Here is a 24,691-nt window from a genome sequence, read left to right on the forward strand (position 1 = left end):
CTCGCTGCGCGCCATCGTCACCTCTCCCGTGTTCCCGTCCGACCCTGCGCCGTGACCATTACAGTATCCGCACCGGCAGCCGCGCCACATCGCGCGTTCCCCGTGCACGCGCGCAGACCAGGGCGCACAATCGAACGCACCCGGGCCTCCAGGAGTGTTGGCGATGACAGCATCTCGAACCGCACCGATCTCGATGGCGACACTGCTGCGCCGCAAACCGGTCGATCCGCCCGGGAGTACGCAGGCCCGGGGCGCGGACGTCGGCGGCGAGCCGCACCTGGCACGCAGCATCACCACCTTCCAGCTGACCCTGTTCGGCGTGGGCGCCACCGTCGGCACCGGTATCTTCTTCGTGCTGCCCGAGGCGGTGCCCGACGCCGGTCCGGCGGTGATCATCGCCTTCCTCGTCGCCGGACTGGCCGCCGGGCTCGCCGCCATCTGCTACGCCGAGATGGCCTCGTCGGTCCCGGTGTCCGGATCGTCTTACTCTTACTCGTACGCGACCATGGGCGAACTCGTCGCCATCGCCATCGGCGCCTGCCTACTGCTGGAATACGGGGTGTCGGCCGCCGCCACGGCCGTCGGATGGAGCGGCTACCTCAACAAACTCCTCGACAACCTGTTCGGTTTCCGGTTCCCGCAGGCGTTGTCGGCGGCGCCGCTCACCGAGGAAGGCGTTGAACCGGGCTGGTTCAACCTTCCGGCGGCCGTCCTGGTGGCACTGTGCTGTTTCCTGTTGATCCGCGGCGCCAGCGAGTCGGCCCGCACCAACGCCGTCATGGTGCTGGTCAAACTGGCCGTGCTGGTGTTGTTCGCCGGGATCGCCTTCACCGCCTTCTCCACCGACAACTTCGCCGGTTTCGCCCCGTTCGGCGCGGCCGGCATCACCGCGGCGGCGGGCGCGATCTTCTTCTCCTTCATCGGCCTCGACGCCGTGTCCACCGCCGGCGACGAGGTGAAGGACCCGCAGAAGGCGATGCCACGGGCCATCATGGGTGCGCTCATCACCGTCGTCACCATCTACCTGCTGGTCGCCGTCGCCGGAATCGGCGCGCAGGCCTGGCCCAAATTCGCCTCCCCCGACCAGGCCGAGGCCGGGCTCGCGGTGATCATCGAACGCGTCACCGAATCCACCTGGCCGGGAACGCTGCTCGCCGCCGGTGCGGTCATCTCCATCTTCTCGGTGACACTGGTGGTGCTCTACGGGCAGACCCGCATCCTGTTCGCGATGGGCCGCGACGGACTGCTGCCCGGCAAGTTCGCCCAGGTCGATCCCAGGACGATGACACCGGTGTGGAACACCGTGGTGGTGTGCGTGGTGGTCGGCCTCCTGGCCGGACTGCTGCCCATCGGCAAACTCATCGACATGGTGTCGATCGGGACGCTCGCCGCGTTCAGCGTCGTCTCCGCCGGGGTCCTCATCCTGCGCAACACGATGCCCGACCTGGAACGCTCGTTCCGGGTGCCGGGCTACCCGGTGACCCCCATCTTGTCGATCGCCGCGTGCCTGTGGATCCTCTCGGGTCTCAAGCTCGTCACCTACCTCGCGTTCGGACTGTGGGTGCTCGTATTCGTGACGATCTATCTGGTGTGGGGACGCAAGTCCAGCAAACTCAACCACCTCCCGGCCGAACGGTCCGGCTCCTCGGCGACCGCCCCGCTCGGGCGCGGCTTCAAGATCTGGACCGGGGTCCTGGCCGCGGCCGGGGTGGCGCTCTTCGCGTTCGGCGCCGTCTACAACCACGGCGACCACAACGAGGACGCCACCACCCTCACCGAAGCATCGTCACTGATCACCGACTTCTTCACCGCCGTCGACGACAAGGACTGGGCCGCCGCGCGCACGGTCACCTGTGCGGGCAGCGAGGCGCGCTCGAACGTCGAGGCCGCCCCCACCCGGGGAGGTCGCGTCTTCGTCGACGATCGCGCCTACGATCCGACGACGGTCGGCCTGATCGAGGTGCCCCGGTCCGTCGGCGGGCGAGACTACCGCGCCGCCTTCGACATCGCCCAGCGCATCGACGGCGACGACTTCCCGCCGGAGGATCGCCTGTCGGCCCTCATCGAACTGGGTGACACACCGTGTGTGCAGCGTGTGACCGTCACGGGGCCTACGCGATGACGATCGTGGTGGGTTATGTGCCCGGGGAGGGTGGGACGGCCGGCATCCGGCTCGGGGCGATGCTGGCCGAATCCCTGGACACCGACCTGGTGATCGCGACGGTCGCGCCGACACCGTGGACCAACCCGTCGATGGCGCGGGTCGATGCCGAATTCGTCGACTGGACCGACCGGTTCATCGACCAGGCGTACTCGGAGGTGTCGGCCTACATGAACAGCTACCCGGCAGCGCTGACCTGGCGGTTCGACCGCCTCGACCATCGTGCGGCCGCCACCGCGCTCGCCGCGCATGCCGCCGGGATCGGGGCAGCGGCGGTGGTGCTCAGTTCCACCGGCGACGGCCAGCTCGGGCAGATCGTCGTCGGCTCAACCGCCGACGCCCTGCTGCACCGGTGCGAGGTTGCCGTCGGGTTGAGCCCGCGCGGCTACCGGTCTCCCCGCGACGGCCTGCTCACCAGGGTCACGGTGGCGATCGCCGGCGACGACCCACAGGACCGCGCCGTCCTGGCCCGCGCACACGAGCTGGCCGACACCATGACCGCGCCGCTGCGGGTGGTGACCTTCGCGGTACGCGGCGGCGCCATGTATCCGCCGCTGGTCGGGCTCGCCGGGGAGGACGAGGTCCTGGACCAGTGGATCGCCCAGTCGACCCGGGCGCACGAGGCGTTGCGCGCCGACGGACTCGTCGCCGACGACACGATCACCGACCTCGCCATCGGGCGGGGGTGGCGCGAGGCCGTCGATTCGATCGACTGGATGGGCGGCGAGGTGCTGCTGCTGGGCAGCACCCGCGAAGGTCCGCTGCGCCGGGTGTTCATCGGTTCACGCTCGACCACACTGATCCGGCACTCCCCCGTACCGGTGGTCGTCCTGCCCCGGTGACACTCCCGACCCGGCCACTCACGCGCTGGCCCCGGAACCGGTTCAGCGCGCCGAATCGATCAGTGCCGCCAGACCGTCGAGGGTCCGGGCCAGCCCGAACTCCCAGGCGAGGTAGGCGTTCCAGGCGCTGCCCTGGGCTTCGCCCGCGGCCGCGCCGATACGCACCGCCCGCGGATAGCGCTCGGCGTCGAAGGCCCTGGCCAGGACGGGCTGATTGGCCGCCCACCAATCGGCGTCGGATATCGCCGAATCGGTGGTTGCCCGCACCGCGTCGTGTGCGGCCCGGCAGTGCGACCGGACGAAACCGAGCAGATAGTTGAGCGCGGCATCGGTGTCGATATCGGACAGCCCGGTGCCGTCGAGTGCCGCCAGCTCGTGCTCGTACTTCGCCATCACCCCGGGCCCCAACGGCGGCCGGCTCAGTGCGGCCACCTCGGTCAGCCACGGATGTGCCAGCAGTAACGCACGATTGGACTCCGAGACCGCGATCAGCCGTCTGCGCCAGCGCTCCCGCCCCCACCGGGGGCGTTCCATGCGGGCGTAGCAGGTGTCGACCATCAGGTCGAGCAGTTCGGGCTTTCCCGGCACATAGGTGTAGACCGACATCGCCGACACACCGACCTTGTCGGCGACCGCACGAACGGTCACCGCCGACAGGCCGTGCTCGTCGGCGAGCGACACAGCGGCGTCGACGATCTGGCCGACGGTGACCGACCGGGCCGGCCCCTTGCGCCGCGCGGGTGCGGACTGCTCGCCCCACAACAGCGCGAGAGTGCGGCTGGGCTCACCGGCCCCGGTTCTGTTGTCGGCCATGGGGCAATTCTGGCACATCTTTGCTATACGATGTACGTTGTACAACGTACAGAGTACCTGGCCGAGGAGCCGCCATGCAGATCACCGCATCCGCCATTTCCGTCAACGTCCCCGATGTGCGGGCATCAGTCGAATGGGCCCGCACATACCTGGATTTCGAGGAGGTCATGTCGGCGGACGGCTTCAGTTCACTGACCCGTCCCGACGCGGGTTTCAACCTGATCTACCTGCGGACGGGCCTACCGACGTTCACACCATCCTCGGCGTCGGGCACCGCCGACGGGCTGCTCGTGGTGTTCACCGTCGACGACATCGACACCGACTACGCACGACTGCGCGACAGCGGAGTCGAGATCGTCACCCCCATCGACACCGAGCCGTGGGGCGAACGCTTCTTCCAGATGGCCGACCCCAACGGCGTGATCTACCAACTGGTCCAATGGGTCGAACCACTCGATCCCACACACTGACAGGACCGGCCGAACCCCTGTCGTGTCGCGCCGACGAGCGGCACGGCGGCGTTGCGCGCCGCACGATCGAACGGCGCGGGCCGGCTACTCCCGCACCAGCCCGGCCAGTTGGTCCTCGGCGGCGGCCAGTTCCGCGGCCACCGCCGCCTTGGTCCTGTCGATCTCGGCGTCCAGTGCGGCCTCGCGGTCCTGCAGGGACACCAGCGAGGCGACGGTCCGTTGCCGCACCCGACCCTCCTCACCGGCCTCGCCGAGCACCTTGAGCTGTTCGGCCACCCGGGACTGGTTGGTATACACCGCTTCCCGTTCGGCTTCGAGTTGTTCGACCAGGTCACCCAGGTGCCGTGCCCGGATCCGGTGCGCCATCACCGCGGACAGTTCATCGAAGGTCGTGCGGTCGAGCAGCCGCTGTGACAGCCACTCGTCCAGCGCCGGACCGGTGAGGTCGGGGTATCCGGTGTACCGCGAGAGCACCCTCGATTCGCCCACCGTCACCTCGGTGACGCCGCGGCCCGCCACCGTCACCCTGAACCGGCGATGGTCGGCGGTCTCCTCGAACGGCGTGAGGTACCCGGCGCGGGTGATCAGGGTGGTGTCGTGATTCCTGGGCAGTTCGACGATCACCTCCGTCTCCGAGTCGTCGTCGTGTTCCACCCGGATCGTGTGAATCTCGTCGCGGCGCATCTCGGCGACCAGCGCGCTGGCCGTGAGCCGCAGACGGGTGTCAACGGTGTTCACCGTCGACGACCGGCCGCATCGTACCGACAGGTCGCGGGCGAAGCCGAGCCGCACATGAGTGCCACGCGTGGTGTACGGCATCATCGCCTCGCCCGCGTAGCCGGCAGCACCGAAGCCCTCGGCACCGTCCCCCGCCGCCGCATCATAGACCACCGCCGGACCTTCCTCCAGCACCGCGCCGCTGTTGTTGTCGAAACTGAGCACGATGTCGGGGTTTGGGCCCGATCCGTCCCGCCAGATGCGTTCGGTGACAACACCGTCCAGGTCGGCCACCACCAATGGGACCATTGCCGCGGTACCACGCCTGAGCGAGACGGGAACACCCACCCTGTACTCGAAATATTCACCGGCAGAACCTGTTACGGCCAGTTTCTCGGTAGCGAAAGAACGTGCCATCAGCCTGCCGACCGGCGCCGGCACCTCCAGTACAGGCAGCTCGGCGTCGGGCAGATCCATGTCCGCGCCGCCGTAGGCCTGCCCGTAGCTGGTGGGCACCACCCCACCACGCTCGGCCTCCTCGATCAGCGCCCGCCCGGCCCAGCGCGCGTTGTACAGGTCGATGTCGAAGGACACCGGCTGCCCGGTGGTGAGTGTCAGCTCCACGTCGGTGAGATCCTCATCGACAGGATTGTGCACAATCCCCATCGCGATAATCGTCACCGAATCCTGTTTTCGCACAAGCCGGTACGAAATCCGCCAGATCGGCGCGGCCAGCACGTACGAGATGTCGAGACGATCGGCGCGCCCGTTCACGACGACCCGGACCGTCCGGTTCTCCCCGGCGGTGGCCGCCCGCGACCGGTCGATCAGATAGGCCAGGTCGCTGCGGGAGGAGTCGTCGGCGAAGCCGATGGACCGAACCTGCGCCAGATCGACCAGCCCGACGGCCGCGGAGTCGGTACGGATCGCCAGCAGCCGCCGCACCCCGGTGGTGCCGGTCCCGCTCTCGTCGACTCCGATCACCTCACCGCGATGGGTCACCCCGTCGGCGGTCCGCACCTCCACCACCCGGCCACGCACCGCCGTCAGCAGCCCCGGCAGCGCCTCGCCCGGTTCCAGATACAGATTGCGCCGGGCCAGCTCGTCGTCGGGATCGGTCGGCGCCTCGTACGCCAGCGCCTCCACCGTCGCATCTCCGGCGACAACCCCGACCGACAGCGACTTGAGCACGTCATTCATGTCGCCCTTCCGGAACGACAACTCGAAGTCACCGTCGGCCGGACCGCTGCGTTCCAGATAGGCGATGCCATGCTTGAACAGCACGAGCCGGGTCACATCAGGTCGGGACGTCATGCCGACGATCGTATGCCCCACCCCCGACACTTCGTCCCGGTTCGACTTCCCGGGAACCGATGCGCGCGAATGCGTCAGGCGATGGACTGGTCAGCGACGGCGCCGCGCCAGGCGTCGACGGCCTCCGCCAGCGGCAGATCGAGTGCGTCGCAGAGACCGACTATCGTGCCGAAACCCGGGCTGGGCATCCGCCCGCTTTCGATCTTGCGCAGCGTTTCCGGCGAGATGCCGGCGGCGACGGCGATGCGCCGGGGATCCCGGTCTCCGCGAGCGGCCCGGATGACTCCGCCGAGACGCCGTCCTGCCGCGACCTGCTCTGCGGTGAGGGGAACGCGAACCATGCGGCCAGGGTAGTCGGTATGCGACAGCCGAACCACCGTACATGGTATACAAATACCGGTATTGTTATACCGGCCGAATCGAACCAGGAGAAACCGATGACCGAACTGAAGACGCCACAGGAGATCGACAAGATGGCGGTCACCGGGCGGTTCGTCGCACAGACCCTGGCCACCCTCGGCGCGCGGGCACAACCGGGGGTGAACCTGCTCGACCTCGAACACCACGCGCGCGAGCTCGTCGCCGAACGCGGTGCGCAATCGTGCTACTGGGACTACGCGCCCTCCTTCGGCGACGGACCGTTCCGCAACGTGATCTGCCTGTCGGTGAACGACGCCGTCCTGCACGGCAAACCACGCAGCCACGTCCTCGCCGACGGCGACGTGCTCACCCTCGACTTCGCCGTCTCCATCGACGGCTGGGTCGCCGACGCAGCGATCACCGTCATCGCCGGCAGCGGCGGCCCCGAACGCGAGGCCAACCAGCGACTCATCGACTCGACCCGGCGGGCCCTGGCCGCCGGAATCGCCGCCGCCGTGCCGGGCGGGCACCTCGGCGACGTCTCCGCCGCGATCGGCGCCGTCGCCATCGACGACGGCTACACCGTGAACACCCAGTTCGGAGGGCACGGACTCGGCCGCACCATGCACGAGGACCCACACATCCCCAACCTCGGCGAACGCGGCACCGGGCTGCGTCTGCGGGCCGGGATGACGTTGGCCATCGAACCGTGGTGGGCACGCGGCACCAACCGGCTCACCATCGACCCCGACGGCTGGACACTGCGCTCGGCCGACGGATCGATGACCGCGCACACCGAACACACCATCGCCATCACCGACGACGGCCCGCGCATCCTCACCCTCGCCGACTGAGTCCGTCCCGCCGGCCGCCGCCGGAACCCTCGCGGGATTCACCACCCCGGCGGCTCCTCACGTCTCGACCCGCGGTGGGGCTACCAGACCATCGGGGCGATGAACCTGCCGACAGTGTCGCGGACCTTCGCGGGCGCCCACCGGCCGGTATCGGACGGCGGCACCTCCATGAACGACATCACCAGCCGCACATGAATCTCCACCACGTCATGCAGATCGGCATCGGGCATCCGGGCACCGGCCCGGCGCAACGTGGACGCGACCCGCGCGATGGCCAACTCGATGAACAGGGCGGGCATCTGTGCCGTCAGTACCTTCACGTCACCGTCCACGAGCAGTCGTCGGACCAGGTTGTCCTGCTCGATGATCCGCGCGCCCGCCACGAACGCCTCCACCACCGCATCCTGCGGACTCAGCCCGGCCACCGCGGTGTCGAGCTCACGCATCACCCGGTCATACACGTGCTGGGCCACCGCGAGCAGCAGTTCCTCCTTGTTGGCGAACCGCCGATACAGGGTGCTCCGGCTGACCCCCGCGCGGGCGGCGACGGTGTCGATGTTCGCCTTGCGCACCCCGGCCTCGGTGAACTCCAACTCGGCCGCCGCCAGGATCATCAATTCCTGATCCTGCGAGCTGAGGGTGTTCCGGGTCTTGCGGCCTGACATCACGTGCTACTCCGTTCGTACACATACACAATTCAGCCCGCCAGCAACGAGTGGCAGCGGGCCAGCCGCGCACGCCACCACCGCTCACGGGACGCATCCACCCGCAACATGCCCGGAATCTCGACACCGCCGGCGGTGATATCCCCCGTCGCTCCGCTCGCCCCGGTGACACTCCCCGTCGCCCCGAACCAGCGCGGCGTCACCGATCCCTCGACCGGCACGAACGACGGTGCCACATCCACGGTGAACAGGGATCCGGTACCCAGCCCGCAGGCCAGCCCCAATTCCGGCAGCGCGGCCGCCGCCGCCACCCCGGCCGCCATCCCCACCGCCGAGTCCAGCGCGCTCGACACCACCACCGGCAGCCCGATCCGCTCGGCCAGCGCCAGCACCGCACGCATCCCGCCGAGCGGGGCCACCTTCACGATCGCGATATCGGCGGCGTCGGCGGCCACCACCCGCAACGGATCGCCCGCCTTGCGGATCGACTCGTCGGCGGCGATCGGCACGTCCACGCACCGACGCACCCGCGCCAACTCGTCGACGGTGCGGCAGGGCTGTTCGACGTACTCGACCTCACCGATCGCGGCGATGGCGGTCACCGCCTCCCGCACCGACCAGCCTCCGTTCGCGTCGATGCGCACCGACGGCACCACTGCGCGCGCCGCCGCCACCCGTGCGACATCGTCATCGAGGCTCTGGCCGGGCTCTGCCACCTTCACCTTGGCCGTCGTCGCCCCCGGGTATCGGGCGAGTATCGCGGCGACCTGGTCGGCGGGTACCGCCGGAACCGTCGCGTTCACCGGCACCCGGTCGCGGCGCGCGGGCGGCGGCCCGAGATAGGCGGCCTCGATCCCGGCCGCCAGCCACGCCGCCGATTCGGTGTCGTCGTATTCGGTGAACGGGGCGAACTCGCCCCAACCCGCCGGTCCCCGGAACAGCATGACCTCACGCGCGGTGATACCCCGGAACCGGGTACGCATGGGCAGGGAGACGACCACCGCGGTGGCGTCGATATCGGCGGCGTCGGGCAACGCGAAGCCGGCCGGCAATCCGGTCCCGGGTCCGCTACCGGTCATACCGACAGCCCATCGCGTCGATCATCAACTCACGCATCCGACCAGTATCGCGCACCCGGCCGGCGCGCAGGGACGCACACACCGATGGTCGCGGGCCACTCAGGACCGACCGATCCCGAGGAATGTCGCCACGGCCGAGTTGAACTCGGTACCGGCGTCGCGGTGCACGCTGTGCCCGATGTCGATCGTCGTGAAGTCCGATCCGGGCAGACTCGCCGCCAGTGCGCGCAGATGATCCGGTCGCAGGAAACTCCGGGAGCCGCCCGAGACGATCAGCGCCGGTGACCGTACGCGCGCCAGCCGGTCCCACCAGTACGGGTCCGCGGCCGCGAACTGGCGCTGCACCGCCTCGCCGACGGCACGGTCGGATCGCAGCACCGGCAGCGGGTTGCGCAGCAGCGCGGCCACACCCCGCACCCGCTCCCCGAGACCGGCTCCCATCGTGATCTCCTCGGCGAGGTCGGCGTCGTCGCGCGGCATCGGCGGCACCTCCTCCAGCACGAGCGAACGCACCCGCGCCGGATGGTCCATCGCCAGCCGCAGCGCCGCATGCGCCCCCAGCGAATGACCGATCACATCGACCTGCCCGACACCCAGCGCGTCGATGACGGCCCGCAGGTCGTCGGCGAAGGTGCCGAGCCCGTAGTCGGTGGTGTGCTCACTACGCCCGTGGCCGCGCAGATCCGAGGCGATCACCGGGCGCCCGGCCGCGCGCAGCAACGCCGCCGTCGACCGCCAGGTGCTGTGGTCCGATCCCATCCCGTGCACCAGCAGGACCGGAGTAGTGCCGCTGCCGAGTGGTCCCGATGTCCGGACCGCGAGGGTGGTGCCGTCGGCACCGGACACGGTTCGCATGCCGTCCAGAGTAGGGGGTGGCCCGCACGCCCGGATCAGCGGTCGCGGAACCAGCCCGAGTTCTTGGCCCGCCAGACCATGTCCTGCCAGTAGCCCCACTGATGGGTGCCCAGCAGTGCGTAGTCGGTGGTGATCGGCACACTCTGGGCGGCGGCCGCGGCCTGGAAGATTCCGGCCTGCTGCAATGCGAGTATCTCCAGCGGCGTGCCCTTGACCGACCCGATGGGGTCGGTGTTGTACCGGCCCCAGATACCGGTCGCCGAGGCGATGCGGACCTTCATGCCGCGCATCCGGTTGAGCTGCATGACCGGATCGTTGTTGATCCAGCGGATACTCCACGGCGGCCCCCACATCGCGTCCGAGTTGAACGGACCCACCCCGGCCTCGATACCGGCGTCGATCATCGCCAGCCGGATCGCGGTACGCATACCGGGCGAGGCCAGGCTGATGTATCCCGACATGGAGAAGGCGTGCGAGATGCGCTTGCGGTGATAGGCACCGTAGGTGAGGGCCGCGCCGCCGCCCATCGAGATGCCCATGATGGCGTACTTGCCGCTGCGCCCGACGGCCATCCCGCGGGCGTCGAGTTCCTCGATGATCTTGGTGAGCCTGCACGTCCAGCGGTACCGGTACTTGACCTTGTTCCCCGACTTGGCGTCCCAGTCGGTGTAGAAGCTGGCGAGCCCGCCGACCGGCTGGACCACGTTGACCCCACTGTAGGCCATCTTGGCGATGTTGGTCTGGTGCGCCCAGCCGCTCGTGCGGCTGGTCGCGCGGAGGCCGTCGAGCGCGATCACGGTCTTGTAGTTGCCGTAGCCGGCCCACATGTCGACGGGTGTGGCCGGCATACCGCAGCCGCCGATGTGGAACCGGTAGTGCGCGACGGCCGAGGCCCGGCCCGCACCGATCATCCCGAGACCCACCGCGATCAGCACGACCACCAGGAAGGCGCCCACACGCGTCGACCGCCGACGCCCGCGCCTCGGGGGCTCGGTCAGCGGTCGAGCGGAAATCCGGACAGGCAGGGATCTCACCCGACCAGTCAATGCGACAAGTCTTCGCAATGCGAGAGGTCGGGACAGATCGAAACATGGTTGTTACCAAAGTGAACAGTGTGACTGGAATATAGCCTTGTGACGGACTATCCACCGGAATGGACCGCACCGGACCGACACGCACAAAGACACCCAGCCGGTGAACCCGGCTGGGTGTCTTCGATGACTCGTCGAGTCAGATCACCAGATGATCAGCAGATCACTTGACGATCTTGGTGACGCGACCGGCACCGACGGTGCGGCCACCTTCGCGGATGGCGAAGCGCAGGCCCTCGTCCATGGCGACCGGCTGGATGAGCACAACGCTCATCTCGGTGTTGTCGCCCGGCATGACCATTTCGGTGCCCTCGGGGAGGGTCACGACGCCGGTCACGTCGGTGGTACGGAAGTAGAACTGCGGACGGTAGTTGTTGAAGAACGGGGTGTGGCGGCCGCCCTCGTCCTTCGACAGGATGTACGCCTGGCCCTCGAACTCGGTGTGCGGGGTGGTGGTACCCGGCTTCACGATGACCTGACCGCGCTCGACGTCCTCACGCTTGAGGCCGCGCAGCAGCAGACCCGCGTTGTCGCCGGCCTCGGCCGAATCGAGCAGCTTGTGGAACATCTCGATGCCGGTGACCGTGGTCTTCTGCGACTTCTCGCGGATACCGACGATCTCGACTTCCTCGTTCACGTTGACCGAGCCGCGCTCCACACGACCGGTGACGACGGTGCCACGACCGGTGATGGTGAAGACGTCCTCGACGGGCATGAGGAACGGCTTGTCGGTCTCGCGGACCGGGTCCGGGATCGACTCGTCGACGGCAGCCATGAGCTCCTCGACCGACTTGGCCCACTCCGGGTCGCCCTCAAGAGCCTTGAGCGCCGACACCTTGACGACGGGGGCTTCCTCGTCGAACTCCTGAGCGGCCAGCAGTTCGCGGACCTCCATCTCGACGAGCTCGAGGATTTCCTCGTCGTCGACCATGTCGGCCTTGTTCAGCGCGACCAGGATGTACGGAACGCCGACCTGGCGGGCCAGCAGCACGTGCTCACGGGTCTGCGGCATCGGGCCGTCAGTTGCGGCGACCACCAGGATCGCGCCGTCCATCTGGGCGGCACCGGTGATCATGTTCTTGATGTAGTCGGCGTGGCCCGGGGCGTCGACGTGTGCGTAGTGACGCTTCTCGGTCTCGTACTCAACATGCGAGATGTTGATGGTGATACCGCGAGCCTTCTCCTCAGGAGCCTTGTCGATCTGATCGAACGCAAAGCTCTTGTTGAGGTCCGGGTACTTGTCGTGCAGCACCTTGGTGATGGCCGCCGTCAGGGTGGTCTTGCCGTGGTCGACGTGACCGATGGTGCCGATGTTCACGTGCGGCTTGGTCCGCTCGAACTTCGCCTTCGCCACTTGATTGTCCTCCTGGACTGTTGCACTGCTGGGCGGATCCCAGCAGAGATCTATTTATGGGTTGTGTCGCGCCGTGGTTCCCCGATGCCCGGGGTGACGCTCGCGGTCCTCATCACGAGAAGCGCTCCGCGTGGGCCGGTGGTGGACGGAGAAGGTGGTCCACCCACCACCAGGCGGCGGTACTACTACTCGCCGGTGGCCTTCGCGATGATCTCCTTCGACACGTTCGCCGGAACCTCGGCGTACGAGTCGAACACCATGGAGTAGTTTGCCCGGCCCTGAGTCTTCGACCGAAGGTCTCCGATGTAGCCGAACATCTCCGACAGCGGCACCTGCGCCTTGACGACGCGCGCACCGCTGCGCTCCTCCATGGCCTGGATCTGGCCACGGCGGGAGTTCAGGTCGCCGATCACATCGCCCATGTAGTCCTCGGGCGTGGTGACCTCGACGGCCATGATCGGTTCGAGGATGACCGGGTTGGCCTGCCTCGCGGCTTCCTTGAGGGCCTGCGCACCGGCGATCTTGAAGGCCATTTCCGACGAGTCGACGTCGTGGTACTGACCGTCGAGCAGCGTCACCTTCAGGTTCACCAGCGGGTAGCCGGCGAGGACACCGTACTGCATGGCGTCCTGCGCACCCGCGTCCACGGACGGGATGTACTCGCGCGGAACACGGCCACCGGTGACAGCATTCTCGAACTCGTAGGTGGCGCCGTCCTCGGCGTCCACGAGCGGCTCGAGCTTGATGATGACCTTGGCGAACTGCCCCGATCCACCGGTCTGCTTCTTGTGGGTGTACTCGTGCTTCTCCACCACCCGGCGAATGGTTTCGCGGTAGGCGACCTGGGGCTTGCCCACGTTCGCCTCGACCTTGAACTCACGACGCATACGGTCGACCAGGATGTCGAGGTGGAGCTCGCCCATGCCGCCGATGACGGTCTGGCCGGTCTCCTCGTCGAGCTTGACCGAGAAGGTCGGGTCCTCTTCGGCGAGCTTCTGGATCGCGGTGCCCAGCTTCTCCTGGTCGGACTTGGTCTTCGGCTCGATCGAGACGTTGATGACCGGGTCCGGGAAGCTCATCGACTCCAGCACGATCGGCGAGGCCGAGTCGCACAGGGTGTCACCGGTGGTGGTGTCCTTGAGACCGATCATCGCGTAGATGTGGCCCGCGGTGGCGTCCTCGACCGGCATTTCCTTGTTGGCGTGCATCTGGAACAGCTTCCCGATGCGCTCCTTCTTGCCCTTGGTGGAGTTCAGCACCTGGGTGCCCGCGGTGATGTGACCGGAGTACACACGCACGAACGTCAGCTTGCCGAAGAACGGGTGAGCCGCGATCTTGAAGGCCAGCGCCGAGAACGGCTCTTCCTTGCTGGGCTTGCGGATCAGTTCCTGTTCCTCGTCACCCACCTTGTGGCCGTGCACCTCGCCGATATCCAGCGGGGTCGGCAGGAAGTCGATCACGGCGTCGAGCATCGGCTGCACGCCGCGGTTCTTGAACGCCGAACCACACAGCACCGGGTACAGCTCGGAGTTGACGGTCAGCTTGCGGATAGCACCCTTGATCTCCTCGACGGAGAGTTCCTCACCCGAGAAGTACTTCTCCATGAGTGCCTCGTCCGACTCGGCGACGGTCTCCAGCAGCTTCTCGCGGTACTCGGCGGCCTTGTCGGCGAGATCCGCGGGGATCTCCTGCACCTCGTACGAGGCACCCATCGTCACGTCGCCCTTGGCGTCGCCCGGCCAGACCAGCGCGCGCATCTCCAGGAGGTCGACGACGCCGACGAAGTCGTCCTCGGCACCGATCGGGAGTTGCAGGACCAGCGGCTTGGCACCGAGGCGGTCGATGATGGTCTGCACGGTGAAGTAGAAGTCCGCACCGAGCTTGTCCATCTTGTTGACGAAGCAGATCCGGGGGACGTCGTACTTGGCGGCCTGCCGCCACACCTGCTCGGACTGCGGCTCGACGCCTTCCTTGCCGTCGAACACGGCGACGGCGCCGTCGAGGACGCGCAACGAACGCTCCACCTCGACGGTGAAGTCGACGTGGCCGGGGGTGTCGATGATGTTGATCTGGTTCTTGTTCCAGAAGCACGTCACCGCGGCGGAGGTGATGGTGATACCACGCTCCTTTTCCTGCTCCATCCAGTCGGTGGTCGAGGCACCGTCGTGGGTTTCACCGATCTTGTAGTTCACACCGGTGTAGAAGAGGATTCGCTCGGTGGTGGTGGTCTTGCCGGCATCGATGTGCGCCATGATGCCGATGTTGCGAACCTTGTTGAGGTCGCTGAGCACTTCCTGTGCCATTACGTTCCCTTCGGGAATTCGTGGACTGTAAGTCTGTAGTGGCTTTCGCCGGTTGTCGCTTCGCCCCGCCCGGCTGATGCCGGGCGGGCCGGCCGGGCGGCCCCGCTCGTGGCGAGGGCCCGGGTCCCGGCCGGAGCGTGTCGGTTCATGATCACCATCTCACCATTTACCACCGACTGCGCGAAGCGAATATCGTCACCAGCGGTAGTGCGCGAAGGCCCGGTTGGCCTCGGCCATCTTGTGCGTGTCCTCGCGACGCTTCACCGAGGCGCCCAGACCGTTGGAGGCGTCCAGCAACTCGTTGGCCAGGCGCTCGACCATGGTCTTCTCCCGGCGCTGACGGCTGAAGGTGACCAGCCAGCGCAGGGCCAGGGTGTTGGCGCGGCCCGGCTTGACCTCGATCGGCACCTGGTAGGTGGCACCACCGACGCGACGGCTCTTGACCTCAAGGGTGGGCTTGACGTTGTCGAGCGCACGCTTGAGGGTGATGACCGGATCGGTGCCGGTCTTATCACGGGCCTGCTCGAGGGCCTGGTACACGATGCGCTCGGCGGTCGACTTCTTGCCGTCGAGGAGGATCTTGTTGATCAGCTGGGTGACCAGCGGCGAACCGTAGACCGGGTCGTTGATCAGCGGACGCTTGGGGGCGGGTCCTTTACGTGGCATGTCGCTTATCCCTTCTTGGCGCCGTATTTGCTGCGGGCCTGCTTGCGGTCTTTGACACCCTGGGTGTCGAGCGAGCCGCGGATAACCTTGTAACGAACACCGGGGAGGTCCTTCACACGACCACCGCGGACGAGCACCATCGAGTGCTCCTGCAGGTTGTGGCCCTCACCGGGGATGTAGGCGGTCACCTCGACGGAGGTGGTCAGTCGCACACGGGCGACCTTCCGGAGCGCCGAGTTCGGCTTCTTCGGGGTGGTGGTGTACACGCGCGTGCACACACCGCGACGCTGCGGGCTCTCTTTCAGAGCCGCGGTCTTGGTCTTCGCCGGCTTGTCGTGGCGGCCCTTGCGGACCAGCTGATTAATGGTTGGCACTGAGGCCCTTCCTTGGTTGGCAATCTTCTGTTGTCGCGGTTTGTGCTCCGGGCAGCATCCGCGAACCGAGGTCCGCGGTTACTCCGCAACTCGCCCCACCAGCCCGTTTGTGCTGGTCAGTACACGTATCGCTACCCCGAGGTCGGGCGTGTTGCCTGGCCTCGTATCAGCGCCTGTCAGCGCTGCACGCCCTCCGCGGAGTCACCTCCGAGCATGCGGGTGGGCACGCAGACTGGCCCAGCATGTGCCGGGCACCGGCGATTCACTCTACCGATCCGATTTGCACAGGTCAAAAAGCGCCTACCCAGCGCAAACAAGAGGTAAACCCACGACGACCACAACCCGACCGTCCCCTCCACCGCCCGATCCTCCCCTCCAGCTGGTCGAGCCGTCCCCTTCAGCCGGTTGTGAGGTGCGACGTGTCATCTGCCACCGCGAAGGGACCACCCTGGGCTGATCTCTTGCCATGAGGATGGGGCCACCTCGATTGCCAGTTATGGGACCACCGGCGTGTCGCGCTGGTGGCCTCTCGTCTGTCCGTTGACGCGGCTGTGACGACGTCATGGAAGCGGGTGCGGCATGGCTACAGGGAGGTTGCTGTGGAGGAGATCAGGGAAGTGTTGCGGTTGGGGTCGGCGATGGGGTTGCCGGCGCCGGGGCTGCCTACGATCGCCGCACATGCGGGCGTCGATCGCAAGGCGGTCCGACGGTACGTGGCGGCGGCGCGGGCGGCGGAGTTGATCTCGTCGGTGGTGGCCGGGGTTCGTCCGGTGCGGCCCGATGGTCATGGTCAGGCGCGAGAATCGTTGGTGCCGTTGATTGATCAGATCACGACCTGAGCCAAAGGGGGTACGAAGGAGCATCCGGTTCCGTTGACGGTCACCAAGATTCATGTTCTGTTGGGCCGTCAGGGGATCGTGGTTCCGTATCGTACGTTGATCCGGTTCGCCTCTGATCGGTGTGGGTATCGCCGCACCACGACGGTGCGGATCGTTGATGGTGATCCCGGAGCGGAATACCAGATCGACTTCGGCCATCTGGGCATGCTTGATGACGGGGAAACAGGGAAGCGCCGCAAGGTGTTCGCGGTGCTGATCCCGGACAACATGAAACCTGTTGTTACCCAGGCTTACACACTGAACCCGAGATTATCTCGGGGTTGGTAGGATTACAGTCGGCATGCCGGGTTCGTCACCGACACTGCGAGGGTGGGTACACCGACCGACAAGCCTCGGGTCGAGCGCACGATCCACTATGCGCAGAACAACTTTTGGGCTGGTGAGGCATTCACCGGCCTCACCCAAACGCAGGCCGCCGCGGTGGCCGCCACACCACCGAGAAACGCCCGTCGCGAAATCTTTGTCGTTATCTGCTCCCTTCCGACGTCGGCACTCGACAATAAGGGAGTCATCGGTGCCGGTGATTCACTCACGGTTCCCGGACGCCGATTCACAGCGGGCATCCAGCCGAACTACAGAAATCGGGCACGAGAGGCTGCTAGCCTCGGAGAACCATGAACAGACGGCAATTCATTCTCGGCACCATCGGCGTGGGCGCGGTTACGGCCATTGGCACGGCGTGCTCCTCCGGATCATCTATTGAGATGGAACACGTGAGAAGTGCGACCGCGATCACCCAGGTGTATGGCGAGGGACAGAAACTCATCGCGGTCGGGATTGAATACGACTCGAACATCGACACCACCAAACTTGCGACCTCTTCGTTTACGGTGACCGGCCGTACAGTGACCAAGGTCTACGCGAACACGTCAGCCGCAATCACCGACACGCCGGTCAACGGCCCGTTCGTCATCGTCGAACTATCGCCGACGGATTCAAACGCACTCCTGTGGGCCGGTCCCGAACCGGCCAACGGCGGAACCTCGGGATCAACGGACCCCTCCGCCGGCACAGCGCCGGCCGGGCAGTCGTCGACACCCGCAAGTCAGGACCCCTCCGTTGCGGGCCCGCCCCTTGGATCGTCCAGTAAGCCGGTGATCAAGTCCGCGACCGCGACGGTGAGCCAGACCGGGGCGGTCACCACGACCGCAGGCACCACATATGCGGGTACCCCGACCGCCGAGGTCACCACAACCAAGACCGTCGATCCGCTCGTCGATCTGTTCGAGCAGAAGACCTTTTCCGACGCCACAACCGGACAGACGTTGCAGTACAACCTCTTTGTGCCCAAGAACTACTCACCGGCACGGAAGTATCCGCTCGTGCTGTTCATGCACGACGCGAGCGTCGTCGGCGCCGACGTGAAAGGGACACTGGTACAAGGGCTCGGCGCGGTCTGCTGGGCATCACCTGAAGATCAGGCCCGTCACGAATGTTTCGTGGTGGCACCGCAATACCAGACTGTCGTCGTCAGCGATGACTACAACCCGGGACCGCTATTCGAAACCACCGTCAATCTGATCAACACCCTTACCTCGCAGTATTCGATTGACACGGCACATATGCACGCGACCGGCCAGTCGATGGGTGCGATGATGACGCTGGGCCTCAACATCCGTCACCCCGACCTGTTCTCCACGTCCTACGTGGTCGCCGGGCAATGGCCCTCCGATCAAGCGGCACCCTTGGCACACAAGCGATTATGGGTGACCGTTTCCCAGGGCGATGCGAAGGCATACCCGATGGGGAACGAGACCATGGCCGTCGTCCAGGACAACGGCGGCCAGGTCACCACAGCCACCTGGGACGCCCGAGCCACCCAGGCACAGTTTGCCACCGCGGTTGACGACGTTACATCGAAGGAAACCAACATCAACTACGTATCGTTCTTACCCGGAACCGTGCCATCCACCGGTGGCGGAGCATCCGAACACATGGGCACATGGCAAATCGCCTACAGTATCCCCGGAATACGGGACTGGGTCATGCAAAGCTGATCACAGTGAATCGCCCCGAGTCTGATGGAGACTCTCAAACCAGCGAAGGATGAGAGTCATGGCAACGCGGTGAAGTCGCGTTCGACGCGGTCCTCGGGCCGCGGTGTCTCGACTCCCTCGCCGTGGGTGGTCTTGCGAGTCTTCTCCTGTGGGGAGCCATGGCGATTCGTACGACAACGTGCTGGCCGCAGCACTGAACTCGCTGTTCAAGACCGAATGCATCCGCAACTCTGTGATGCGACCCACCGGTGGCTGGAAGTCCGTCGGCGACGTCGAGACAGACGTCGCCGAGTACATCGACTGGTTCAACCACAGGAGACCCCACGGTGAACTCAAGCACGTCCCACCGGACCAACAGGTAACCTTTTGGTATGTCGACTTCCGTCAAACGTCCGGCCGCGCGCGGCGGCACGATGGTGCCGCCGCCGCACGCCAAGGCGAAGTGATGGCGGCCCGATTCGCGCGGGCGAACCCGGCACTGGCCCGGGCCGTGACACCGGTCGCGACCAGGGTGGCCCGCGTCTACGGCGGCGCCGTAGGCGTGCTGCTGACCGCCGCCCGTCGCGCGGGTTTCCCACGACTGCCCGGACCGGCGTCGACGATCGGTCTGCTGGCCGGCGCGCACGTGCTCGCGCTGACGTTCTGGCTCGGGCCGATCGGGGTGGTCGCGTCGGCGGCGGCCGGCTCGATCGCCGCCGCGGCCATCGCGTGGCGGGTGCGTTCCCGGCCGCTCGACCGGTACGAGCGGGCGATCGCGGTGCAGGTGTTCGGTGACGCCGACTGGCTCGACGACGTCCGCCTGACCTCGATCTCGGTTCAGAACGGACGGGCGTTCGCCTTCCCCGGCGCCGATGGCCACACCTATCTCAACCTGGGCCGCAAGGGATTCGCCGCCCCACTCGACGGCAACCGCCTCTATCCGGCGATCGGCCAGATCCTCGTCCACGAACTGGTCCACGCCTGGCAGATCGCGCACGCCCCGTCACTGGCCGCGTTTCTCTCCCATGCCGCCGACGTCCAGATCCGCAACGAACTCGGCGACCAGGTCTATCGCATCGGCGAGGACCCCGTCGTCTGGGCCGACTGCAATCTGGAGCAGCAGGCCACCGCCGTGGACCGCTGGTACGCCGGTCGCCGCTCGGCCACGAATCGCCAGATGGACCCCGACGGCACCGACGCCGCCACCATCACCGCCGCCCTCCACCGAAACCTCTGAACCCGCTCGCCTGCTCGGGCGCGGCTCGGGGCCGAGCACCGCCCGTCACTCCCCCAGCGCCGACCGCACCAGGTCGATGTAGGTCGCGACAACCTGGGCACGGCGTGTGGAGTCGTCGGAGAGAGTGTCGGCCAGGCCGAGTCCGCGCGCGAGGTCGAGGGTGAGCTGGGCGATGCGATGGATGTGTGCCTGGTCGTCGGAGTGCCCGAGCGCCTCGACGGTCATGCGGTGGGCGGCGCGGGCGAACTTCGCCTCGAGCGGCAGGATCAGCTCGCGCAGGGCCGGGTCGGAGGCCGCGGCCGCCCACACCTGTAGCGCGGCCTTGAACTCCTTGCCGGTGTAGATGCCGACGGCGCGGTGGACAACAGCCGCGACGCGGTCGCCCTCCCCAGTGGCAGTGGCAGTGGCAGTGGCCGACGATGCCACCTCGGTCAGATCGGCGAAGATCTGTTCCAGCGTGGCGGTGACGAGTGCCTCGCGGGTGGGGAAATGATGCTGGGCGGCTCCCCTGGATACCCCGGCGCGGGCGGCGACGGTGGCGACGGTGGCCGCCGACCAGCCCTGCTCGGCCAGTACGTCGACGGCCGCGCGCAGCAACCCTTCCCGGGTGATACGCGAACGCTCTTGCTGCGGAACGCGTTCGGTCACGTCAGATCCCAGGCCGGTTTCCGCTTCGACAAAAACGCGGTCATCCCTTCGTGTGCCTCATCGGTGCCGAACAGTGCCGCGGACTCCTCGGCGCGCCGGGCCGACGAGTCGGCGAATGTCGCCAGGACGTGTTCGGTGGTCAGTGCCTTCGACGCCGCCAGCCCCTGCGGCGACGCCTTGCGAACACCGGTCAGTACATCGGTCATATGTGCGTCGATCCCTTCCGCGTCGTCGGCGGCCGCGGTGAGCAGACCGATCTCGACGGCCTGCCCCGGGCCGAATTTCTCTCCCGTCAGAAAGTAGCGTGAGGCCGCCCGCGAGGAAAGCCGGGGTAGCACTGTCAGTGAGATGACCGCCGGCGCCAGCCCGAGCCGCGACTCGGTGAGCGCAAATGTGCACGCCGGACCGCCGATCGCGATGTCGGCGGCGGCGACGAGACCGAACCCACCGGCCCGTACGTGACCGTCGATCCGGGCTATCACCGGCTTCGGCAGTTCCAGGATCGAACGCATCAGCGCAATCATCGCACCGGTCCCCTGCGCGGACGCCTGTTCGGGTGTCGCACCCGACGCCAGGGCCTCGCTCAGGTCGGCTCCGGCGCAGAATGTTCCACCGGTGTGTGTCAACACCACCGCCCGCACATCCGGGTTTCGCGCGGCCTCCGCGAGCCCCGAACCCAGCTGTGTGACAAGCGTTGTGCTCAACGCGTTCCGGTTGGTCGGCGAATCCAGCGTCAACGTCAGCACTCCCGCGTCGACGTCCTGCCGCACCTTGGTCTCGGTCACCACGATCTCCTTCTCCAGCACCGTCATCTCAATGGGTTTCGAGCTCCGAAACCCCACGACGACGTGCTCAGTACGATTTCGGCAGTCCCAGGGCCGTCTGGGCGACGAAGTTGAGAATCATCTCCCGGCTCACCGGCGCGATCCGGGTGATCCTCGCCAGGGCGAGTGCCGAGGCGAGCCCGTACTCGGCGGTGAGCCCGTTGCCACCGAGTGAATGTACCGCCTGGTCAACGGTCTTCACACATGCCTCACCGGCCGCGTACTTGGCCATGTTGGCGGCTTCGGCGGCTCCCCGGTCGTCGCCCGAGTCGTACAGGACCGCCGCCTTCTGCATCATCAGCTTGGCCATCTCGATCTCGATCTTGCACTGCGCGAGCGGATGCGCGATGGCCTGGTGGGTGGCGATGGGCGCCTTCCACACGGTGCGGTCCTTGACATAGTCCACGGCCTTGTCGAGTGCGTAGCGGGCCAGTCCGATGCCGGATGCGGCGGCCATGATGCGTTCGGGGTTGAGCCCGGCGAACAGTTGGGCGAGGCCGGCGTCCTCGTCACCGATCAGTGCGTCGGCGGGCAGCCGTACGTCATCGAGGAACAACTGGAACTGCTTCTCCGGGTTCAGCAGTTCCATGTCGATCATGGTGCGGCTGAATCCGGGTGCGTCTGTGGGCACCACGAACAACGCCGGCTTGAGTGTGCCGGTCCTGGCGTCCTCGGTGCGGGCGACGATCAGCACCGAATCGGCCTGGTCCACACCGGAGATGAAGACCTTCTGTCCGCTGAGCAGCCAGTCGGAGCCGTCGCGGCGGGCGGTGGTGCTGATGCGGTGCGAGTTGGATCCGGCGTCGGGTTCGGTGATTCCGAAGGCCATCGTGTACGTGCCGTCGGCCAGGCCCGGCACCCACCGCTGCTTCTGTTCGTCGGTACCGTAGCGGACGATGATGTTGCCGCAGATGGCCGGTGACACGACCAGCATCAGCAGGCCGGTGCCCGCGGCGGCGATCTCCTCCATGACGATCGACAGTTCGTACATGCCCGCCCCGCCACCGCCGTACTCCTCGGGCAGGTTCACGCCGATGAAGCCGAGTGTGCCCGCCTCGGACCACAATTCGTCGGTCTTGCGGCCTTCTCTGGCGCAGGTGTGAAAATACTCCCGCCCATATTTGGCCGCGAGAGCCGCCACGGCGTTGCGCAGCTCTCGGTGCTCGCTGGTTTCGGTGAATGCGCTCATGCGTCGTCCCCTTCGGCTGCTTCGGTGATCACGGCGAGTACGTCGCCGACGGAAAGTTGTTGTCCCTCTGTGACCGCCAGTGTCTCGACGACACCGTCGGCGGGGGCGCCGATGGTGTGTTCCATCTTCATCGCCTCCAGCCAGATCAGCGGCTGACCCGCGGTCACCCGATCCCCTTGCGCGACGGCGATCCTGACAATCGATCCTGGCATCGGCGCGAGCAGCGAGCCAGGTGTGCGCACCGCGGACGGGTCGGTGAACCGCGGCACGATCCGCAACGCCACGGCGATTCCCGGCCCGTCGACGTAGACGGTGTCGTCGTACCGGGCAACGGCCAGCGCGCGCTGCACCCCGTCGACGTCGACACGCACCTCGTCGGGCGCGGTTCTGACGACCCGCACCCCGGGGTGGTCCGGCAGTTCATACCCGCCCCGCGCCGGCCGGTACCGGACGACGATCTCGTCGGTACCACCTGCGGCCACGAACTTTTTGGTCTGGTAGCCCGACGCCAGGTTCCGCCACCCGCCGGGCAGCCCGCCCTGGACTCTCGCCGACACCCGATTGGCCGCCGCGTCGGCCAACGCCGCGGCGAGGGCGGCCAGTCGCGCGGCATCGTCATCGGCCGCCGGCGCGACCAGTGCGGCATACCCGTCGCCGGCGGCGTCGAGGAAACCGGTGTCGGTGTGACCGTCGAGAAAGTCTTTGTCCCGCAGGATGTTCACCAGCAGGTCGCGGTTGGTGACCGGCCCGTGCAGCGCGGCATCAGCCAGGGTGCGGGCAAGCATCGCGGCGGCCAGACGCCGGTCGGGCGCCCACGAGATCACCTTGGCCAGCATCGGATCGTAGAAGGTCGATATCACCGACCCCGATGCGATGCCGGCGTCGACGCGGATACCCGGCCGGGACAGTCCGGAGAACATGCTGTCGGACCGGATGTCGACGGCGTGCACCGCCCCGGACTGGGGTTGCCAGTCCGCCGCAGGGTCCTCGGCGTACAGGCGCACCTCGATGGCGTGTCCGTCACTGACCGGTTCCGCGGCGTCCAAGGGCTCGCCCGCGGCGATCCGCAGCTGCCACTGCACCAGGTCGGTACCGGTGGTCAGTTCGGTGACCGGGTGTTCCACCTGCAACCGGGTGTTGGTTTCCAGGAAGTAGAACCGGCCCTGTTCATCGGCCAGGAACTCGACGGTCCCGGCGCCGACGTAGTCGATCGCCTTGGCCGCATCCCGCGCGGCGGCGTACAGCCGGTCCCGCAGATCGCCGCCGACCCGGTCGACGAGCGGGGCGGGCGCCTCCTCCACCACCTTCTGGTGCCGGCGCTGGATGGAGCATTCCCGTTCGCCCACCGCCCACACGCCGCCGTGCGTGTCGGCGAGGATCTGCACCTCGATGTGGTGTCCGCGTTCGATGTACGGCTCGCAGAACACGGTCGGATCACCGAACGCCGACTGCGCTTCTCGCGCGGCGGACACCACATGAGAGTCGAGGTCGGCCAGCTCGCGCACAATCCGCATGCCGCGCCCGCCGCCACCGGCGGATGCCTTGATCAGCAGCGGCAGGTCGGCGGCCGTGGCCGAGGCCGGGTCGATGGAACCGAGCACCGGAACCCCGGCCCGCTGCATCAGTTCCTTCGCGTTGACCTTGGCACCCATCGCCTCGATCGCGGCCGGCGGTGGGCCGATCCACACCAGACCGGCATCGAGCACCGCCTGCGCGAATCCGGCGTTCTCGGAGAGGAACCCGTATCCCGGATGGATCGCATCGGCGCCCGCGGACAGGGCCGCGCCGATGACCGCCTCACCCCGCAGGTAGGTGTCTGCCGCGGTCTGTCCCGGTAGCCGCACGGCGAGGTCGGCGGCCCGCACGTGCGGCATATCGGCGTCGGGGTCGGAGAACACCGCGACCGTCGACAGTCCCATCCGCCGGCAGGTGGCGAACACCCGGCAGGCGATCTCGCCTCGGTTGGCGACCAGCACTGAAGTGATACTCATGTAATTGCT

23 protein-coding genes and 1 pseudogene are annotated in these 24,691 nt (G+C 67.2%); 8 read left to right on the plus strand and 16 right to left on the minus strand.

Going from position 1 to position 24,691, the window contains the following annotated elements:
• Positions 1 to 193: 193 nt before the first annotated feature.
• A pseudogene (locus GII31_RS17445) lies at positions 194 to 1,618 on the plus strand (amino acid permease); the annotation flags it as partial.
• A 500-nt stretch (positions 1,619 to 2,118) separates the two neighbouring features.
• Positions 2,119 to 3,003 (plus strand): universal stress protein, encoded by an 885-nt coding sequence (locus GII31_RS17450; RefSeq protein ID WP_260840074.1) that lies wholly within the window; start codon positions 2,119 to 2,121, stop codon positions 3,001 to 3,003.
• 42 nt (positions 3,004 to 3,045) lie between these two features.
• Here GII31_RS17450 and GII31_RS17455 read toward each other — a convergent pair whose 3' ends face one another.
• Entirely contained in the window at positions 3,046 to 3,816 is a 771-nt protein-coding gene (locus GII31_RS17455) for a TetR/AcrR family transcriptional regulator (RefSeq protein ID WP_213244637.1), read from the minus strand.
• Positions 3,817 to 3,890: 74 nt separating this feature from the next.
• Between GII31_RS17455 and GII31_RS17460 the strand changes: the two genes are divergently transcribed.
• Entirely contained in the window at positions 3,891 to 4,286 is a 396-nt protein-coding gene (locus GII31_RS17460; protein WP_213244638.1) for a VOC family protein, read from the plus strand.
• Between the two features lie 84 nt (positions 4,287 to 4,370).
• Here the strand turns inward: GII31_RS17460 and GII31_RS17465 are convergent, their stop codons facing one another.
• Positions 4,371 to 6,317 carry a hypothetical protein gene (locus GII31_RS17465; protein WP_213244639.1) on the minus strand — a complete coding sequence of 649 codons (1,947 nt, stop codon included), beginning with the start codon at positions 6,315 to 6,317 and terminating at the stop codon, positions 4,371 to 4,373.
• 74 nt (positions 6,318 to 6,391) lie between these two features.
• Complete coding sequence (locus tag GII31_RS17470) at positions 6,392 to 6,658, minus strand: helix-turn-helix domain-containing protein (protein ID WP_213244640.1); 267 nt, start codon at positions 6,656 to 6,658, stop codon at positions 6,392 to 6,394.
• Positions 6,659 to 6,754: 96 nt separating this feature from the next.
• Between GII31_RS17470 and map the strand changes: the two genes are divergently transcribed.
• Entirely contained in the window at positions 6,755 to 7,531 is a 777-nt protein-coding gene (gene map / locus GII31_RS17475) for a type I methionyl aminopeptidase (protein ID WP_213244641.1), read from the plus strand.
• An 80-nt stretch (positions 7,532 to 7,611) separates the two neighbouring features.
• Here map and GII31_RS17480 read toward each other — a convergent pair whose 3' ends face one another.
• The 8 genes from GII31_RS17480 to rpsL form a co-directional block, all read right to left on the minus strand.
• Positions 7,612 to 8,196: a TetR/AcrR family transcriptional regulator gene (locus tag GII31_RS17480; protein ID WP_213244642.1), complete on the minus strand. Its 585-nt coding sequence runs from the start codon at positions 8,194 to 8,196 to the stop codon at positions 7,612 to 7,614.
• Positions 8,197 to 8,228: 32 nt separating this feature from the next.
• Positions 8,229 to 9,179 carry an o-succinylbenzoate synthase gene (locus GII31_RS17485; RefSeq protein WP_407649991.1) on the minus strand — a complete coding sequence of 317 codons (951 nt, stop codon included), beginning with the start codon at positions 9,177 to 9,179 and terminating at the stop codon, positions 8,229 to 8,231.
• 195 nt (positions 9,180 to 9,374) lie between these two features.
• A complete protein-coding gene (locus GII31_RS17490; protein ID WP_213244644.1) occupies positions 9,375 to 10,130 on the minus strand; it encodes an alpha/beta fold hydrolase in 756 nt (251 codons plus the stop codon).
• Positions 10,131 to 10,165: 35 nt separating this feature from the next.
• Entirely contained in the window at positions 10,166 to 11,041 is an 876-nt protein-coding gene (locus tag GII31_RS17495) for an alpha/beta hydrolase-fold protein (RefSeq protein WP_213250640.1), read from the minus strand.
• A 343-nt stretch (positions 11,042 to 11,384) separates the two neighbouring features.
• On the minus strand, positions 11,385 to 12,575 hold the full coding sequence (gene tuf, locus GII31_RS17500) for an elongation factor Tu (protein WP_213244645.1): 1,191 nt from the start codon (positions 12,573 to 12,575) through the stop codon (positions 11,385 to 11,387).
• Between the two features lie 185 nt (positions 12,576 to 12,760).
• Positions 12,761 to 14,878 (minus strand): elongation factor G, encoded by a 2,118-nt coding sequence (fusA, locus tag GII31_RS17505; RefSeq protein WP_213244646.1) that lies wholly within the window; start codon positions 14,876 to 14,878, stop codon positions 12,761 to 12,763.
• A gap of 195 nt (positions 14,879 to 15,073) precedes the next feature.
• Positions 15,074 to 15,544 (minus strand): 30S ribosomal protein S7, encoded by a 471-nt coding sequence (gene rpsG, locus GII31_RS17510; RefSeq protein WP_005193546.1) that lies wholly within the window; start codon positions 15,542 to 15,544, stop codon positions 15,074 to 15,076.
• A gap of 5 nt (positions 15,545 to 15,549) precedes the next feature.
• A complete protein-coding gene (gene rpsL / locus GII31_RS17515) occupies positions 15,550 to 15,918 on the minus strand; it encodes a 30S ribosomal protein S12 (RefSeq protein ID WP_213244647.1) in 369 nt (122 codons plus the stop codon).
• Between the two features lie 599 nt (positions 15,919 to 16,517).
• On the opposite strand from rpsL, the gene GII31_RS22525 reads away from it, so the two are divergent.
• Together GII31_RS22525 and GII31_RS22530 are read left to right on the plus strand one after the other, a co-directional pair.
• On the plus strand, positions 16,518 to 16,757 hold the full coding sequence (locus tag GII31_RS22525; RefSeq protein WP_213250920.1) for a hypothetical protein: 240 nt from the start codon (positions 16,518 to 16,520) through the stop codon (positions 16,755 to 16,757).
• 33 nt (positions 16,758 to 16,790) lie between these two features.
• Positions 16,791 to 17,084: a hypothetical protein gene (locus GII31_RS22530; RefSeq protein ID WP_213244648.1), complete on the plus strand. Its 294-nt coding sequence runs from the start codon at positions 16,791 to 16,793 to the stop codon at positions 17,082 to 17,084.
• Between the two features lie 86 nt (positions 17,085 to 17,170).
• Here GII31_RS22530 and GII31_RS22655 read toward each other — a convergent pair whose 3' ends face one another.
• On the minus strand, positions 17,171 to 17,380 hold the full coding sequence (locus GII31_RS22655) for a twin-arginine translocation signal domain-containing protein (RefSeq protein ID WP_353735573.1): 210 nt from the start codon (positions 17,378 to 17,380) through the stop codon (positions 17,171 to 17,173).
• Positions 17,381 to 17,431: 51 nt separating this feature from the next.
• Between GII31_RS22655 and GII31_RS17525 the strand changes: the two genes are divergently transcribed.
• On the plus strand, positions 17,432 to 18,814 hold the full coding sequence (locus GII31_RS17525) for a hypothetical protein (protein WP_213244650.1): 1,383 nt from the start codon (positions 17,432 to 17,434) through the stop codon (positions 18,812 to 18,814).
• 148 nt (positions 18,815 to 18,962) lie between these two features.
• Entirely contained in the window at positions 18,963 to 20,030 is a 1,068-nt protein-coding gene (locus tag GII31_RS17530) for an integrase core domain-containing protein (protein ID WP_246221935.1), read from the plus strand.
• A 45-nt stretch (positions 20,031 to 20,075) separates the two neighbouring features.
• On the opposite strand, the gene GII31_RS17535 is transcribed toward GII31_RS17530, so the two are convergent.
• The 4 genes from GII31_RS17535 to GII31_RS17550 are packed head-to-tail and all read right to left on the minus strand — an operon-like array spanning position 20,076 to position 24,682.
• On the minus strand, positions 20,076 to 20,678 hold the full coding sequence (locus tag GII31_RS17535; RefSeq protein WP_213244651.1) for a TetR/AcrR family transcriptional regulator: 603 nt from the start codon (positions 20,676 to 20,678) through the stop codon (positions 20,076 to 20,078).
• Positions 20,675 to 21,490, minus strand: a complete 816-nt coding sequence (locus GII31_RS17540; protein WP_213244652.1) for an enoyl-CoA hydratase family protein — start codon at positions 21,488 to 21,490, stop codon at positions 20,675 to 20,677. Before GII31_RS17540 ends, GII31_RS17535 begins: the two co-directional genes overlap by 4 nt.
• 40 nt (positions 21,491 to 21,530) lie before the next feature.
• Positions 21,531 to 22,691, minus strand: a complete 1,161-nt coding sequence (locus GII31_RS17545) for an acyl-CoA dehydrogenase family protein (RefSeq protein ID WP_213244653.1) — start codon at positions 22,689 to 22,691, stop codon at positions 21,531 to 21,533.
• A complete protein-coding gene (locus GII31_RS17550) occupies positions 22,688 to 24,682 on the minus strand; it encodes an ATP-binding protein (RefSeq protein ID WP_213244654.1) in 1,995 nt (664 codons plus the stop codon). Before GII31_RS17550 ends, GII31_RS17545 begins: the two co-directional genes overlap by 4 nt.
• Positions 24,683 to 24,691 lie beyond the last annotated feature (9 nt).

It is taken from the genome of Gordonia pseudamarae (assembly GCF_025273675.1).
Taxonomy (GTDB): domain Bacteria; phylum Actinomycetota; class Actinomycetes; order Mycobacteriales; family Mycobacteriaceae; genus Gordonia; species Gordonia pseudamarae.